We start from the raw sequence: 15,067 nt of genomic DNA on the forward strand, positions 1-15,067 counted from the left end.
TGGCGTGGTCCACGTGCCAGGCGAGGACCGCCTCGACCGCGCAGCCGCGCAGCTTCGCCTCCTCGACCGCCCAGCCCAGCGCGGTCCGGCTGACCGGTGAGCCGTCCACGCCCACCACGATCGTCTCGTCCATGTCCCCTCCTCGGGTGTCGCTCCCAGCCTCCCGACGCGGGAACGGCCTGGTCAGTGGCCGCGGTCCCGTCAGCTCCGGGACCTTCGACCCTGAAGGCGGTGCGGGGTGGGCGGTGGTGCGCATCGGCCCCGACGGGTGGTGGCTTAAGCCCCTGTCGGTCAGGCCGGCGCAGGGCGAACGCTCCAGGTGAACGGAGAGGAGAAGGCCATGATCCTGGTTGGTGTGGACGGCTCGCCGGCGAGCCGTGCGGCGCTGCGCTGGGCGCTGGCGCAAGCGGTGAAGACCGGTGACACCGTCGAAGCGACGATGGCGTGGCTGCGCGAACCGGAGTTCGTGGCGGCGACGTCGATGGGCGTGCACCCGCACGCCGACACCCCTGGCCACCGGCACCCGGCGCGCGAGCTCCACGCGATCGTGCGGGACGTCCGTGCGACCGTGCCGGGCGCGCCGCCGGTCGCCGAGGTGACCATCACCGGTGACGCGGGCACCGCGCTGGCTCAAGCGTCCCGGCAGGCGGACCTGCTCGTGGTCGGCACCCACGGGCACAGCGGAGTGGCCGGGTTCCTCCCGGGCAGCGTGACCGCGGACTGCCTGCGCCACGCGACGTGCCCCGTGGTGGTTGTGCCGCCCGCCCGGACCTGACTCCCGCACGGGCGCGTTCACGCGACAAGGGGACCGGTCAAGCGACCGGTCCCCTTGTCGCCGGCTCCTGCGTTCCTCACTCAGCCGTGGTCGGGCGGACCACCGCCAGCGGGCACGGGGCGTGACCAGGTCCAACAGCCGTCGGCGCAGACCCGGTGGGTCGGCGCTCGCCTGGAGGTCGAAGATCGAGGCCCGGATCTCCAGCACCGTCCGTCCTCGCACCCGCGCGCCACGCAGTCGGCCGCGATCTCGGAGTAGGTGCGGCCGCCGGTCGCCTTGGCGGTGTCAACGGCGATCACCATCGAGTACGCCCGCGCCTGGTTCCCGGTGCGCACCGGGGTGTCGGCGTAGTGGGCCGGCGCCTGCGTCGCCTCCCGGATCACTAGGAAGGGCCGCTCCCCCGTCGCACGCTTGGGAACTCGGACACCGATGCCGCCTCGTCGCACGCTCTCGCCTCCCGATCGGTCCGCCATCGCGGGCGTCAGGAGTCATCCGCCGCTGTCGCCGCTGTCGGAGGTCCCGGTCCGGGAGTGGCCACGGCCCTTGCGCACCCAGGACCTTCATCCCTGGGAGTGGCCCACCCGCGCGCGCATCCTGGTCTCGATGCCCGCAATGGTCGGGCGCGGACGTGCGAACGGGGTAGTCCAAGGTGACGACGAAGACGACGACACATTCGACCGAGGGGTCACCTCCTGCGGGAATCCGCACGTCACCGCCGATCACGGGGCGCGACACGGCCACGGCCGGTCGTCGCGCGCTGATGTTGACCGTGGCCACCCTCGGGTTCGTGGTGAACTTCTGGGCGTGGGCGTTGCTCAGCCCGCTTGGGCCGCTGTTCAAGGACTCGCTCGGGCTCAGCGCGTTCCAGCAGGCGTTGCTGGTGGCGGTGCCGGTGGTGGTCGGCTCCGTCGGGCGCATCCCGGTCGGGGCGCTGACCGACCGGTTCGGTGGGCGGGTGATGTTCCCGCTGGTGTCGGGGGTGACCATCGTGCCGGTGCTGTTCCTCGGCGTCTGGGGACACTCCTCGCTGCCGGCGCTGCTGATCGGCGGCTTCTTCCTCGGCATCGGCGGCACGACCTTCGCCGTCGGAGTGCCGTTCGTCAACTCCTGGTTCCCGCCGCGGCGGCGCGGACTGGCGATCGGCGTGTTCGGCGCGGGCATGGGCGGCACGGCGATCAGCGCGCTGACCACCGTCCCGCTGGTGGACGCGGACGGCATCGCGACGCCGTTCACCGTCACCGCCGCGGTGCTGGCGGTGTACGCGGTGATCGCGGCCTTGGTGCTGCGCGACGCCCCTGATCGGGTGATCCCCACCGAGTCGCTGGCGCGTCGGCTCGGGGGCACCCTCCGCCTGTCTGTGACCTGGCACGCCTCGGCGCTGTACGCGGTGGCCTTCGGAGGCTACGTGGCGTTCTCGGTCTACCTGCCCGCCTACCTCAGGACCGCCTACGGCCTGACCCAGTCCGACGCGGCCAACCGCATGGCCGGGTTCGTGCTGCTCGCGGTCGTGATGCGACCGCTGGGCGGGTGGCTGTCGGACCGGTTCGGCCCGGTGCGGGTGCTGGCCGGCTCGCTCGGCGTGGTGACCGCCGGCGCGGTGCTCCAGTCGTTCACGCCCGCACTGGTGCCGTGGGGCACGATCGCGTTCCTGTCCATGGCCGCCGCGCTGGGTGCCGGCAGCGGGGCGGTGTTCGCGCTGGTGGCACTGCTGGTGCCGGCGAACCGGGTCGGGTCGGTCACCGGCGTGGTCGGCGCCGCGGGTGGTCTGGGCGGTTTCGTGCCGCCGCTGGTGATGGGCGCGCTGTACGGCGCGGTGTCGTCCTACGCGCTGGGGTTGGTGGCGCTGGCCGCCGTGGCGGGCTCGGCGCTGCTGTTCACCGCGACGGTCGTCCACCGCGCTACGAAGAAGGGTTGAGCCGTGTGCCAGTACTGCGGTTGCGAGGCGGTATCCGCGCTCGACGAGTTGACCCGCGAGCACGACGACGTGGTGACCATGATCGGTGAAGTGCGCGCGGCGGGGGAACGGGGCGACGTGGCCGGAATGGCCGCGGTCGCGCGGCGGATGGCGCTCGTGCTCGGGCCGCACGTGGTGGTGGAGGAACAGGGCCTGTTCCCGCCGCTGGCCGACGAGTTCCCCGACCACGTCACCGATCTGGTGTCCGAGCACCGCCACGTCGAGGCGGTGCTCGCCGAGGCCGGCGCGAGCGTTCCCTCCGACCCGACGTGGCCGACCCGCTTGGCCGCCGCGCTGGACTTGCTGCGCGAGCACATCCTGGCCGAGCAGGACGGCGTGTTCCCCGCCGCGTTGAGCAGGCTCGGCACCGACGACTGGGAAGCGGTCCAGGCGGTGCGCGACCGCGTCACACGCGGTGCCGGTGGCCGCTCGACCACACCGGACCGGACGGCGCCTCGTTAGCGCCCGGCGTCCACATCCCCGTCGCCCGCCACGCGGGCCGAGAAAAGCGGACCGAGCGATCCTCCCGCGCGCACGGCGGGTTCGCTCAGCGGAGTGCGACGGTGAGCAGGACGGTGCTGTGGTGTCGCCGATACCGTCGCCGTCGTCCTCGATGCGGGCGGTGACGGCGACGGGGGTGGCGGTGACCTGGACGGTTGCCGTGGTGGTGCGGACGATCTCGGTCAGCGCCCGGCGCAGGCCGGGAGCGGCTTCGCTCTTCGGTGCGGGCGGGGAGTGCAGGTCGAAGATGGTTCCGCGGATGTCGCGAATCACCTGGTCGAGTTCGCGGACGGTGGCCACCATCCGGGCTTTCTGGTCGACGGAGGCGGTGGAGGCGATGTTGCTCAGCGACGGGCCGGCGGCGAAGACCTCTTGGATCACGTGATCGTGCAGCTCGCGGGCGATGCGGTCGCGTTCTTCCAGCAGGTGTAGCTCCTCGGTGTGGGCGCGGTGCTGGGCGAGCCGCTGCGCCGGCGCCGCCTGGGCGGAAAACGCGGCGAGCACGTCCAAGTCGCCCTGGTGGAAGCCGCGTCGGCCGGGGTTGTTCGCGACCAGCGGCACCCCGGTCGGCGGCCCGGCCAGGCGCCCCGAGCGAGGCGGTCATGCCGGGACCGAGCCCGGCGGTCCACGTCGAGGCGGGCGTGCCGCCGCGCTCGTCGGTTCCGACGTCGTCACCGAGGAGCGCTCGGGCACGGGCCATGACGTGCCCGCACAGCGAACCGTCGGCAGGCAGCTCCCGTCCCGGAAGGTTCGCCGTGTCGCCACCGGCGGCGGCGTGCACGGCCAGCGCTCCCGGCTCGTCCTTCGGGAGCACGACGGCGGCGAGGTCCGCGTGCGCGATGGTGTGAACCCGGTCGGCGATCAGGCGCAGGACGTCGTCGGTGTCGGTGCCCTCCATCATGGCGGTCCATCGCGCAACCGCGACCAACGTCGGCGCGTCGCTCGCTGTGACCGCCGACGCACCGGAACGCGTTCGGTGCCGTCGCGCCTTGCAGACCCGGGATTTTCGACCCTGTCCGGTAGCAGGCGCCGCGCATCCTGGAGGGGTGACTGCTACCCCGGAGCCACCTGCGGCCGCCGTGCCGGATCGACAGCACCTCGAGGTCCTCGACCGTGACCCGGTGCATGGAGCTGCTCAGGTCGGTTCGCTTGGGGCGCTTGGTCTCCACTGAGGACGCCACGCTCGCGGTGCGGCCGGTCAACTCCCGCACGCACCGCGAGCAGGTGGTAATCCGCGTCGCCGGTGGCGCGAAGTTGACCGGGCGGCGCCTGCACCCGCCGTTGAACGTCGCCCCGGCCTGATCGGGCCGGGCGTCCGTCCGGCCCTGCGTTTCCCCAGACCGTCCGGTGTGCCCGCCTCGTCACGCAGTCGCACATCGACGTTCCTCTTGCGGTGGCGGCGGCCCACGCCGCCACCGCGGCATCCCCGGGCCGGAGGTCCCGTGGTGAAGGCCTCGGCGCAGTGGGCAGGCGCAGGCGGCCTTCTCGGCACGGGCTGGAGTCGCACGGCGAGTCTCGGCGGGGTCCGCTCGCGATGCGTGAGTCCTCTCCTCCAGCGCCGGCCGAGGCAGCGACCCGCCAGGAAGGCCGGCCGTCGTCGGCGAGACCCGCGGAACTCTTCCCAGTGAACGCGGTCTGCTCCGGCTCGACGGCACGCACACCGTTGTTCTCGGCGGCGACCACCGCCGGCCGTCCGAAGGCACGACGCGTTGTGCCGCCGGTTCGGAACGGACCTCCTGTCGCCCGCGCGGCCCGCCGGTGGTCATGCCCCGGTCCGGCAGGTGGTGCCCGGGTGAGCGGTTGCGAGCTCTCAAGGGACGAACGTCACCGCGACCAGGGACGTTCGACTGGTGAGCGGCCGGCGACTCCCGATGATCCTTGGTGATGCCTGACCGGTCCCCCACCTTCGTGGTTCTGGTGTCCGAACTCGGGTGTCGTCCAGCAGGATCCACTCTAAGGAGCTGTGTGACCGTGTCCCCCCTCCCCGACCCCGCAGGGCTTGGGAACGATCACGTTCCCGGCCACGGCGCACTGCTCGGCGTCCGGCGCTTCCTGACCGGGGAGACGGTCGGCGATCACGGGCGGACCCTGCACCAGATCGACTCCGGAGCCTGGGAGTCGTTCTACCGCGACCGGTGGAGCTACGACCGCGTCGTGCGTTCCACCCACGGCGTGAACTGCACCGGCTCGTGCTCCTGGAACGTCTTCGTCAAGGACGACCTGATCACCTGGGAGCACCAGGCGACCGACTACCCGACCACGGGTCCGGACAGCCCGGACTACGAACCGCGCGGCTGCCCTCGCGGCGCGTCCTTCTCCTGGTACGAGTACTCGCCCTCCCGGGTGCGGCATCCCTACGTGCGTGGTTCCCTGATCACCATGTTCCGCGCCGGTCTCGCGCGGTTCGGCGACCCCGTCGCGGCGTGGGCCGACATCGTCGAGGACCCCCGCAAGGCGGCTGCCTACAAGGGCCAGCGCGGCCGCGGCGGGTTCGTGCGCGCCTCCTGGGACGAGGTGACCACCATGGTCGCCGCCGCGCACGTGCACACCACCAAGACCTACGGGCCCGACCGCGTCGTCGGGTTCTCCCCGATCCCCGCGATGTCGATGGCGTCCTTCGCGGCGGGCACCCGCTACCACGCTCTGATGGGCGGCACGTTGCTGTCGTTCTACGACTGGTACGCCGATCTGCCGATCGCCTCACCCCAGGTCTGGGGCGACCAGACCGACGTCCCCGAGGCCGCCGATTGGTGGAACGCCACCTACCTGGTCATGTGGGGTTCCAACATCCCGGTCACCCGGACGCCGGACGCGCACTTCCTCGCCGAGGCCCGCTACCGGGGGACCAAGGTCGTCGCGGTCAGTCCCGACTACGCCGACAACGTGAAGTTCGCCGACGACTGGCTGGCCCCGCACCCTGGCACCGACGGGGCGCTGGCGATGGCCATGGGTCACGTGGTGCTCACCGAGTTCTTCGCGAACCGGCAGGTGCCCTACTTCACCGACTACGTGCGGTCCTACACGGACCTGCCGTTCCTGGTCACGTTGCGGGAGCGGGAGCCGGGCGTGTACGTCGCCGACCGGTTCCTCACCGCCGCGGACCTCGGCGACGACGGCCCCGGCGCCCGGCACAAGACGGTCCTGCTCGACGGCGCGTCCGGCGAACCGGTGGTGCCGGGCGGGTCGCTGGGGTTCCGGTACGGCCCCGAGGGCGAGGGCCGGTGGAACCTCGACCTCGGCGACGTCGTGCCCGCGCTCGGCGTGCTCGACCACGCCACCGGGCAGGTCGCGGTCGACCTCGCCCGGTTCGACATCGGCGAGACGGAGGGCGGGGCCACCATGCGCCGCGGCGTCCCGGTGACGCGCGTCGGCGACCAGCTCGTCACCGGCGTCTTCGACCTCCTCATGGCCCAGTACGGCGTGCTGCGCCGTGGCCGGGACGGTGACCTGCCCGGCGAGTGGCCCGCCGGTTACGACGACGCGGAATCCCCGCACACCCCGGCCTGGCAGGAGCGGATCACCGGTGTGCCCGCCGCGCTGGCAGCCAGGATCGGGCGCGAGTTCGCCCGCAACGCCGAACGCAGCCGCGGTCGCTCCCTGATCGCGCTGGGCGCCGGCGCGAACCAGTGGTTCCACTCCGACATGACCTACCGCGCGTTCATCGCGCTGGTCACCCTCACCGGCTGCCAGGGCGTCAACGGCGGTGGCTGGGCGCACTACGTCGGTCAGGAGAAGGCCCGGCCGATCACCGGGCAGCAACACATGAGCTTCGCCTTCGACTGGCAGCGCCCGATGCGCCACCAGGCCAGCACCCCGTTCTGGTACCTGCACACCGACCAGTGGCGCTACGAGAAGGTGCCCGCCGACGAGCTGGCGTCCCCGTTGGGGCAGGGCCTGCTGGCGGGCATGACCTTCGCCGACACCGTCGCGGCCGCCCAGCGGATGGGCTGGTCACCGGGCCACCCGGCGTTCGACCGCAACCCGCTCGACCTCACCGACGAGGCCGCCGCCGCGGGTGTGAGCACGGCCGAGCACATCGTCGCCGAGCTGCGCGCCGGGCGCCTCAAGGCCGTCGCCGACGACCCCGACGACCCCGCGAACTTCCCCCGCTGCCTGACGTTGTGGCGGGCCAACCTGCTCGGTTCGTCCGGCAAGGGCAACGAGTTCTTCATGAAGCACCTGCTCGGCGTGGACTCACTCGCATCGGCGGAAGAGTGCGGGCCGGGCGAGCGGCCACGGGACGTGGCGTGGCGGGACGCGGCGCCGACCGGGAAGCTCGACCTGCTCACCGCGATCGACTTCCGGATGACCAACACCGGCCTGCACTCCGACGTCGTGCTGCCCACGGCCACCTGGTACGAGAAGCACGACATCTCCACCACCGACATGCACCCGTTCGTGCACGCCTTCTCCCCCGCAGTCGCCCCGCCCACCGAGGTGCGCACCGACTACGACGCATTCCTCGCGATCGCCGACAAGGTCAGCGAGCTGGCCGTCGCCCACCTCGGGACCCGCCGCGACGTGCTGGCCGCGCCGCTGCAGCACGACACCCCCGACGAGCTGGCGACGCCGTCGGGCCGGGTGCGGGACTGGAAGCGCGGCGAGTGCGAGCCGGTGCCGGGCGTGACCATGCCGAAGCTGGTCGAGGTCGAGCGCGACTACACCCTCATCGGCGCGAAGATGCGCGCGGTCGGCCCGCTGCTGGACAAGCTCGGCACCACGACCAAGGGCATCACCGTCGACGTCACCGCGGAACTCGAGTACCTGCGGCACCAGAACGGCGTCGTGCCCGACGGCCCGTTCGCAGGCAGGCCGTCACTGTCCACGGCGGACCGGATGTGCGAGGCCATCCTCGCCCTGTCCGGCACGACGAACGGCCGCGTCGCGCGCGAAGGCTTCCGGCAACTGGAGAAGCGCACCGGACAGCGGTTCACCGACCTGGTCGAAGGCCACGAGACCGACCACGTCACCTACGCGGCCACGCAGCAGGCGCCGCAACCGGTGATCACCAGCCCGGAGTGGTCCGGCTCGGAGACCGGCGGGCGCCGGTACTCGCCGTTCACCATCAACGTCGAACGCCTCAAGCCCTGGCACACCCTCACCGGCAGGCAGCACTTCTTCGTCGAGCACGACTGGGTCGCCGAGCTGGGCGAGCACCTTCCCGGCTACCGACCGCCGCTGAACATGGCGCGGCACTTCGGCAAGCCCGGCGACGTGGCCGACGGCGGTGTCACCGTCCGGTTCCTCACCCCGCACGCGAAGTGGTCGATCCACTCCATGTACCACGACAACGAGCTGATGCTCGCGCTCTCACGAGGCGGTCCGGTGATCTGGATGAGCGTCCAGGACGCCGCCAAGATCGGTGTCGCCGACAACGACTGGGTCGAGGCCGTCAACCGCAACGGCGTGATCGTGGCCCGCGCCGTGGTCAGCCACCGGATGCCGGAGGGCACGGTGTTCCAGTACCACTCGCCGGAACGCACCGTGAACGTGCCCAAGACCGAGACCGGGGGCAAGGGCAAGGGCAGGCGCGGCGGCTACCACAACTCGATGACCCGGCTGCTCGTCAAGCCGACGCACCTCGCGGGCGGCCACGCCCAGATGACCTACGCCTTCAACTACTACGGCCCCATCGGCAGCCAGCGCGACGAGATCACCGTGATCCGCCGCCGCACCCAGGAAGTGGAGTACTGACATGCGCATCCGCGCCCAGGTTGCCATGGTGATGAACCTCGACAAGTGCATCGGCTGCCACACCTGCTCGGTGACCTGCAAGCAGACCTGGACCAACCGCGAGGGAACCGAGTACGTCTGGTTCAACAACGTCGAGACCAAGCCGGGCATCGGCTACCCCAAGCACTACGAGGACCAGGAGCGCTGGAAGGGAGGCTGGCAACTCGATGCCAAGGGGCGTCTGGTGTTGCGCTCCGGCGGGCGGATCAAGCGGCTGTCCCGGATCTTCGCCAACCCCGACCTGCCGACGCTGGAGGACTACTACGAGCCGGCGACGTTCGACAAGGACGTCCTCGTGTCCGCACCCGCCGGGCTGACCGACACCCCGGTCAAACAGCCCCGGTCCGCCCTCACCGGCGAACCGATCAACCTCGAGTGGGGTGCCAACTGGGAGGACGGTCTCGGCGGCGCCCACGAGCGAGCCGCCACCGACCCGAACATCACCGCGATGGCCCCCGACGCGGCGGCGCGGGTGAAGTTCGAGTTCGAGAAGACCTTCATGTTCCACCTGCCGCGCATCTGCGAGCACTGCCTCAACCCCGCCTGTGTCTCGGCGTGCCCGTCGGGCGCGATGTACAAGCGCGAGGAGGACGGCATCGTCCTGGTCGACCAGGACCGCTGCCGCGGCTGGCGCATGTGCGTGACCGCCTGCCCCTACAAGAAGGTCTACGTCAACCACGCCACCGGCAAGGCGGAGAAGTGCACCTTCTGCTTTCCGCGCATCGAAGCCGGGCAGCCCACCATCTGCTCGGAGACCTGCGTCGGCCGGCTGCGCTACCTGGGTCTGGTCTTCTACGACGAGGACGCCGTGCTCGCCGCCGCATCGGTGCGGGACGAGCGGGAACTGCTCGCCGCGCAGAGGAAGGTGTTCCTGGACCCGCACGACCCCGAGACCGTGCGCCTGGCCACCGAGGCCGGACTGCCGGAGGAGTGGGTGCTCGCCGCGCAGGCATCGCCCGTGTGGCGGCTGATCAGCGACTACCGGATCGCACTCCCCCTGCACCCGGAGTACCGCACGCTGCCGATGGTGTGGTACGTCCCGCCGCTCTCCCCGGTGCTGGACGCGGTCGGTGCCGCGGGTCGCGACGACACGGACGCCGACGACGTCTTCCACACCGTCCGCGACCTGCGGATCCCCCTGGAGTACCTCGCCGAGCTGTTCACCGCGGGGGACGCCGACGCGGTGGCCGGTGTCCTGATGAAGCTGGCCGCGATGCGTTCCTACATGCGGGCCAGGACCCTCGACGGCACCGTTGCCGAAGAGCTGTGCGAGGCGGTGGGCATGCCGGGCGCGGAGATCGAGGCCATGTACCGGCTGCTCGCGATCGCCAAGTACGACGAGCGCTACGTCATCCCCGCCGCGTACGCCAAGGACGCCGCCGCGCTGGAAGCCCAGGCGGCATCCACTTCGGACTGCTCGCTGGACTGCGCCGGTGGTCCCGGGATGACCGAACCCGCCGCCGCCGAGCGGTTCCACCTCGTGGCCGACGGCGGCCAGACCCGCCCGGGGCGCAGGGGCCTGTTCGCCCGCCGCGGCGACGGCAGGCTCGGCCTGTCCATCGATCCGACTGGAGAACGCTCGTGACCCGACAGTCCGGCGTGGCCGGAGCGGACCGATCCCGGTTGTTCGGCCTCGCCTCGGCACTGCTCACCTACCCCGACGCCCGGCTGCTCGCGGCGGGGGACGAGCTGCGCGCCGCCGTCGGCGAGATCGCCAACGACGAGGTGCGGGCGCGGCTCGCGGCGTTCCTCGACTGGTTCCTGGTCACCGACGCGATCGAGGTCGAGACCCACTACGTGCACACCTTCGACCTGCGCCGCCGCTGCGGGCTGTACCTGACCTACTACCTCCACGGCGACACCCGCAAGCGCGGGATCGCCCTGCTCACCCTCAAGCAGCGCTACCGCGCCCACGGGTTGCGCCTGGCCGAGGGCGAGCTGCCCGACCTGCTGCCGGTGGTGCTGGAGTTCGCCGCCGTCGCGGGCCCCGGCGACGGCGAGGCACCGCTGCGCCAGCACCGCCGCGGGGTGGAGCTGCTCCGCGCCGCCCTGGACGAGAACGGATCGCCCTACCGGCACCTGCTCGAGGCGGTCGTCACCGCACTGCCGCCCCTGACCGAGATCGACCGGGACGCGATCCGAGCGCTCGCCGAGGACGGCCCGCCCGTGGAGTCCGTCGGCCTGGCGCCCTACGGCACGGATGTCGAGTCGATCGGCTTCGGCCCGGACTTCAGCACCGACACCGGCACCGACCTCAGCGTCGGACCGTGCGCGCACGCCCGCCCTTCGATGGAGAGTGCCCGATGAACAGGCTCGTCTGGATCGTCGTCCCCTACGCCTGCCTGGCGGTGTTCCTCGTCGGCCACGCGTGGCGGTGGCGGCGTGACCAGTTCGGCTGGACGACCCACACCAGCCAGCTCCTCGAAAGCCGCATCCTGCGGCTGGGCTCGCCGCTGTTCCACCTCGGCGCGTTCGGCGTCATCGGCGGCCACGCCATGGGCCTGCTCGTGCCCGCCTCGCTGACGGAGAAGATCGGTGTCTCCGAGCACCTCTACCACGCGACCGCGGTGTGGGGAGGCACCATCACCGGCCTCGTGCTCGTCTCCGGTCTCGCCCTGCTGATCGCCCGCCGCTTCGTCAACGGCCGCGTCCGCCGCGTCACCACGACGATGGACAAGGTGCTCTACGTGGCGCTGGCGGTGATGGTGGTGCTCGGCATGACCGCCACCGTCGGGACCAACCTGCTCGGCGACGGCTACGACTACCGCGAGACGATCGCCGTCTGGTTCCGCGGCATCTTCTGGTTCTCCCCCGAGACCCACCTGATGACCGAAGCGCCACTGGTCTACCAACTGCACGCGATCGGCGGTTTCCTGTTCCTCGCGCTGTGGCCCTTCACCCGGCTGGTGCACGTGTGGTCGGCGCCGATGGCCTACCTGTGGCGACCCTACGTCGTCTACCGTGCCCGCCGGGGGTCCCCGACCGCTGCCGCTCCGAGCCCGGCCACCGTGCGGGACCGCGGCCTGCACGACGTCCGACGCTGACTCCGACCGCACCCGATGATTGGCCGCACCGTGCCCGTTCCCACCCCGGGGCAAGCCCCGCCGGAGCTGATCGGCAAGACGGTCGGTGACGTAGTGGTGCGACGACCGAAGACCTTGCCGGTCGACGCCTCCGTCGACCAGGCCCGCGCCTGCTTCGCCGACGACCACGTCCACCTGCTCCTGCTCACCGAGTCCGGACGCCTCATGGGCACCCTCGTGCGAACCGACCTGCCCGACAACCTCGACGACACCGACCTCGCGCTGCCCCACTCCCGGGTGTCCGGCCGGACGGTCCCGGCGGACATGCCCGCCGAAGAAGCCTACGAGCTCCTCACGACAAGCGGGCAGCGACGCCGCGCCGTGGTCGACGACAACGGCACCCTGATGGGCCTGCTCTGCCTCAAACGCCGACTGACCGGATTCTGCAGCGACGCCGACGTCGCCGCGCGGGCTGCCGAACGCGCCACCCGACCGGGGAAGTCCCGCCTGCAGTGGACGGTTCAAGAGAGATCAGCAGGGACACCAGGACCGTGAGAGCCGGCGCACCGGAGAGCGGTCGGGATCCCTGTGCGTTCCGCGCGAGAGGTCACGTTCCGGGCAGGCCGGTGCCCGGTGGTCGAAGGTCCGGGTCGGTTCGGGACGTTGGGCCCTGCTGGATCACCTCGCCGCTGATCCAGCATGGTGGACGTGATGCTTCCTTCGGCACCAGCGAACGGTTCGTGGCTCGATGACTCCATCGGTTGATCTGATGGCGCCGAGTGCGGCGCCGTCCCGGTCGCGGTTCAAGGGTCCACTGGTGGTGTGGGGCAACGTGCTGGTGCTGGGGTGGTTGGCGGTCGCCGTGGCGTTGCTGGTCACCCACGAGCGGTTCGGGTTGCCGGGGTGGGTCGCGGTGCACGCGTTCCTGCTCGGCTGCGCGACCAACGCGATCGTGGTGTGGTCGGAGCACTTCGTGGTCGCGTTGTGCCGGGCGCCCGCTCCGCCGGAGCGCCGAATGAGGCTCGGGTTGACCGGGCTGAACCTCGCGGTCGTGCTGGTGTTGGTCGGTGTCGTGGTCGACGCGCACTGGCTGTCGGGTACCGGCGCGACCGCGGTGACCGTGATCGCGGTCGTGCACACCGTCCACCTCGTGCGGATCCGACGGGCGGCGCTGCCCAACCGGTACAGCTACCTCACCGGGTACTACTCGGCGGCATCAGCTGCGCTCGCGGTGGGCGCCACGCTGGGCGGTGCGCTGACCGCCGGCGGGCTGGAGTGGTACGCGCAGCTGTGGGGCGCGCACGTGCACGTCACCCTGCTCGGTTGGCTGGGGCTGTCGGTGCTCGGGACGATGGTCACCCTCGGTCCGACCGCACTGCGCACTCGCATGCCCGACAACGCCCGGCAGCGGGCCCAACGGACCTTGTGGTTGCTCATCGCGGGATTGACGGCGGCCGCGGCCGGGTTCGTGGTCGGGAACGTGTGGGTCGCGGTCATCGGGTTGCTGGCGTATGCCGGCGGTGTCGGCATGGCGCTGGTGCCGTTCGGGGCCGCGTTGCTGCGTGCTGCGCCTCGCTGGTCCGCTCCCTGGCAGCTGGCGGCCGCGCTGTGCTGGTTCTTCGCCGCGTTGCTGACCGAGGCCGGTACCCTGCTGGACGGCCGGTCGCTGGACGGTGTGTCCGCCGCCACCGGTCGGGTGCTGCCGATGCTGCTGGTCGGGTTCGGGGCGCAGGTGTTGACCGGATCGCTGACCCAGTTGCTGCCCGTCGTGCTCAGCCGCGGGCCGGCCGAGCACAAGAAGGTCGTCGCGGTGCTCGATCGCGCGTGGCTCCCCCGTGTGGTGAGCGTGAACGTCGCGGTAGCCCTGGTCCTGACGGGTTTCCCCGCTCTGGGGTGGGGGCTGGCCGCAGTCGGCTTCGGGTGGTTCGCGGTGCTCGCGCTGGCGGTGGCCGTGCCAGTCGCCGCGCACGGGGCGTTGCCACCGACGGTCAGCGGCACGGTTCCGGGACTCGCGGTCGGACTGGTCGCGGTGCTGACGGCGGTCGGGTTCGCGGTCAGCGGCGGCCAGGAGGCGGTCGGCGCCGGAGTGGTGCGCACCGTCGACGTGGAGCTACGGGACATGCGGATCACACCGTCCGCAGTGGTGGTGGATGCCGGCACCCGCGTGCTGTTGCGGGTGACCAACACCGACGCCGTACCGCACGACCTGCGGCTCGCCAACGGCGTCCGCACCGACCGGTTGGCCACCGGGGACACCCAGGAGATCGACGCCGGCGTGATCAACGGCGAGCTACCGGGCTGGTGCACGGTCGCCGGGCACCGCATGGCCGGCATGACCATGACCATCAGCACGAACAGCGCGCCCGGCGACGCCGGTCCGAACCGCAACGGTGGGCACTCGTCGCACTCCGCCTCCGACGGCACCACCGGCAACGCGCCGAGCGCCGGCTGGAAGCCCTGGGACGCGACGTTGCCGCCCTCGTCGTCCGACCTCGTGCACCAGGTCGAACTGCGGGTCACCGAGCAAGAGGTGGAGGTCGCACCCGGCGTCCGGCAACGCCGATGGACCTTCGGCGGCACCGCTCCCGGTCCGGTGCTGCGCGGCAAGGTCGGCGACCGGTTCGAGATCACCCTGGTCAACGACGGAACCATCGGCCACAGCATCGACTTCCACGCCGGTGCCCTCGCCCCCGAGGAGCCGATGCGCACGATCGAACCCGGCGAGCGACTGGTCTACCGGTTCACCGCCCAACGGGCAGGCGCTTGGCTGTACCACTGCTCGACCGCACCCATGTCGCTGCACATCGCCAACGGCATGTACGGCGCGGTCGTCGTCGACCCACCCGACCTGCCACCCGTCGACCACGAGTACGTCCTGCTCGGCGGTCAGCACTTCGCCGGTGAACCCGGGAGCGACGAACAGACCGCCAGGATCGCCGACGGGCGGCCGGACGGCTGGCAGTTCAACGGCATGACCAACCAGTACGACCACGCGCCCCTCACCGCCGGGGTCGGTGAGCGGGTCCGGTTCTGGGTGGTCAACGCCGGGCCCGGTGACCTGCTCAGCTTCCACGTCGTCGG

The 15,067-nt window shown here is 71.6% G+C and carries 12 protein-coding genes; 11 read left to right on the forward strand and 1 reads right to left on the reverse strand.

Annotated elements, in window-relative coordinates; translation table 11 throughout:
• On the reverse strand, positions 1-256 hold a 256-nt coding region (locus AB0I91_RS43840), incomplete at its 3' end, for a universal stress protein (RefSeq protein ID WP_499642169.1).
• Between the two features lie 84 nt (positions 257-340).
• Between AB0I91_RS43840 and AB0I91_RS43845 the strand changes: the two genes are divergently transcribed.
• The 11 genes from AB0I91_RS43845 to AB0I91_RS43895 form a co-directional block, all read left to right on the forward strand.
• Positions 341-775, forward strand: a complete 435-nt coding sequence (locus tag AB0I91_RS43845; protein WP_499642171.1) for a universal stress protein — start codon at positions 341-343, stop codon at positions 773-775.
• 760 nt (positions 776-1,535) lie between these two features.
• The gene (locus tag AB0I91_RS43850; protein ID WP_498785552.1) at positions 1,536-2,690 is read left to right on the forward strand and encodes an MFS transporter; all 1,155 of its coding nucleotides are present in this window, start codon (positions 1,536-1,538) and stop codon (positions 2,688-2,690) included.
• A gap of 3 nt (positions 2,691-2,693) precedes the next feature.
• The gene (locus AB0I91_RS43855; protein WP_498785554.1) at positions 2,694-3,191 is read left to right on the forward strand and encodes a hemerythrin domain-containing protein; all 498 of its coding nucleotides are present in this window, start codon (positions 2,694-2,696) and stop codon (positions 3,189-3,191) included.
• A 273-nt stretch (positions 3,192-3,464) separates the two neighbouring features.
• On the forward strand, positions 3,465-3,662 hold the full coding sequence (locus AB0I91_RS43860) for a hypothetical protein (RefSeq protein WP_499642173.1): 198 nt from the start codon (positions 3,465-3,467) through the stop codon (positions 3,660-3,662).
• A 726-nt stretch (positions 3,663-4,388) separates the two neighbouring features.
• On the forward strand, positions 4,389-4,532 hold the full coding sequence (locus AB0I91_RS43865; protein WP_498785556.1) for a hypothetical protein: 144 nt from the start codon (positions 4,389-4,391) through the stop codon (positions 4,530-4,532).
• A gap of 669 nt (positions 4,533-5,201) precedes the next feature.
• A complete protein-coding gene (locus AB0I91_RS43870) occupies positions 5,202-8,924 on the forward strand; it encodes a nitrate reductase subunit alpha (RefSeq protein WP_499642185.1) in 3,723 nt (1,240 codons plus the stop codon).
• 1 nt (position 8,925) lies between these two features.
• Complete coding sequence (narH, locus tag AB0I91_RS43875) at positions 8,926-10,548, forward strand: nitrate reductase subunit beta (RefSeq protein WP_499642175.1); 1,623 nt, start codon at positions 8,926-8,928, stop codon at positions 10,546-10,548.
• Positions 10,545-11,270, forward strand: a complete 726-nt coding sequence (narJ, locus tag AB0I91_RS43880) for a nitrate reductase molybdenum cofactor assembly chaperone (RefSeq protein ID WP_498785560.1) — start codon at positions 10,545-10,547, stop codon at positions 11,268-11,270. The genes narH and narJ overlap by 4 nt, the downstream gene beginning before the upstream one ends.
• Positions 11,267-12,007 (forward strand): respiratory nitrate reductase subunit gamma, encoded by a 741-nt coding sequence (gene narI / locus AB0I91_RS43885; RefSeq protein WP_499642177.1) that lies wholly within the window; start codon positions 11,267-11,269, stop codon positions 12,005-12,007. The genes narJ and narI overlap by 4 nt, the downstream gene beginning before the upstream one ends.
• Positions 12,008-12,037: 30 nt before the next feature.
• Complete coding sequence (locus AB0I91_RS43890; protein ID WP_499642180.1) at positions 12,038-12,541, forward strand: CBS domain-containing protein; 504 nt, start codon at positions 12,038-12,040, stop codon at positions 12,539-12,541.
• A gap of 214 nt (positions 12,542-12,755) precedes the next feature.
• Positions 12,756-15,067: multicopper oxidase domain-containing protein (locus AB0I91_RS43895; RefSeq protein ID WP_499642182.1), on the forward strand; the 2,312-nt coding region annotated here is incomplete at its 3' end.

Origin of the sequence: Actinosynnema sp. NPDC049800 (assembly GCF_040656635.1) — a bacterium.
Classification (GTDB): Bacteria; Actinomycetota; Actinomycetes; order Mycobacteriales; family Pseudonocardiaceae; genus Actinosynnema.

Bases quoted from the DNA above. Each gene is read 5' to 3' on its own strand.
- AB0I91_RS43845 (WP_499642171.1), top strand. From the start codon at position 341: ATGATCCTGGTTGGTGTGGACGGCTCGCCGGCGAGCCGTGCGGCGCTG.
- AB0I91_RS43850 (WP_498785552.1), top strand. From the start codon at position 1,536: ATGTTGACCGTGGCCACCCTCGGGTTCGTGGTGAACTTCTGGGCGTGG.
- narH (WP_499642175.1), top strand. From the start codon at position 8,926: ATGCGCATCCGCGCCCAGGTTGCCATGGTGATGAACCTCGACAAGTGC.
- narI (WP_499642177.1), top strand. From the start codon at position 11,267: ATGAACAGGCTCGTCTGGATCGTCGTCCCCTACGCCTGCCTGGCGGTG.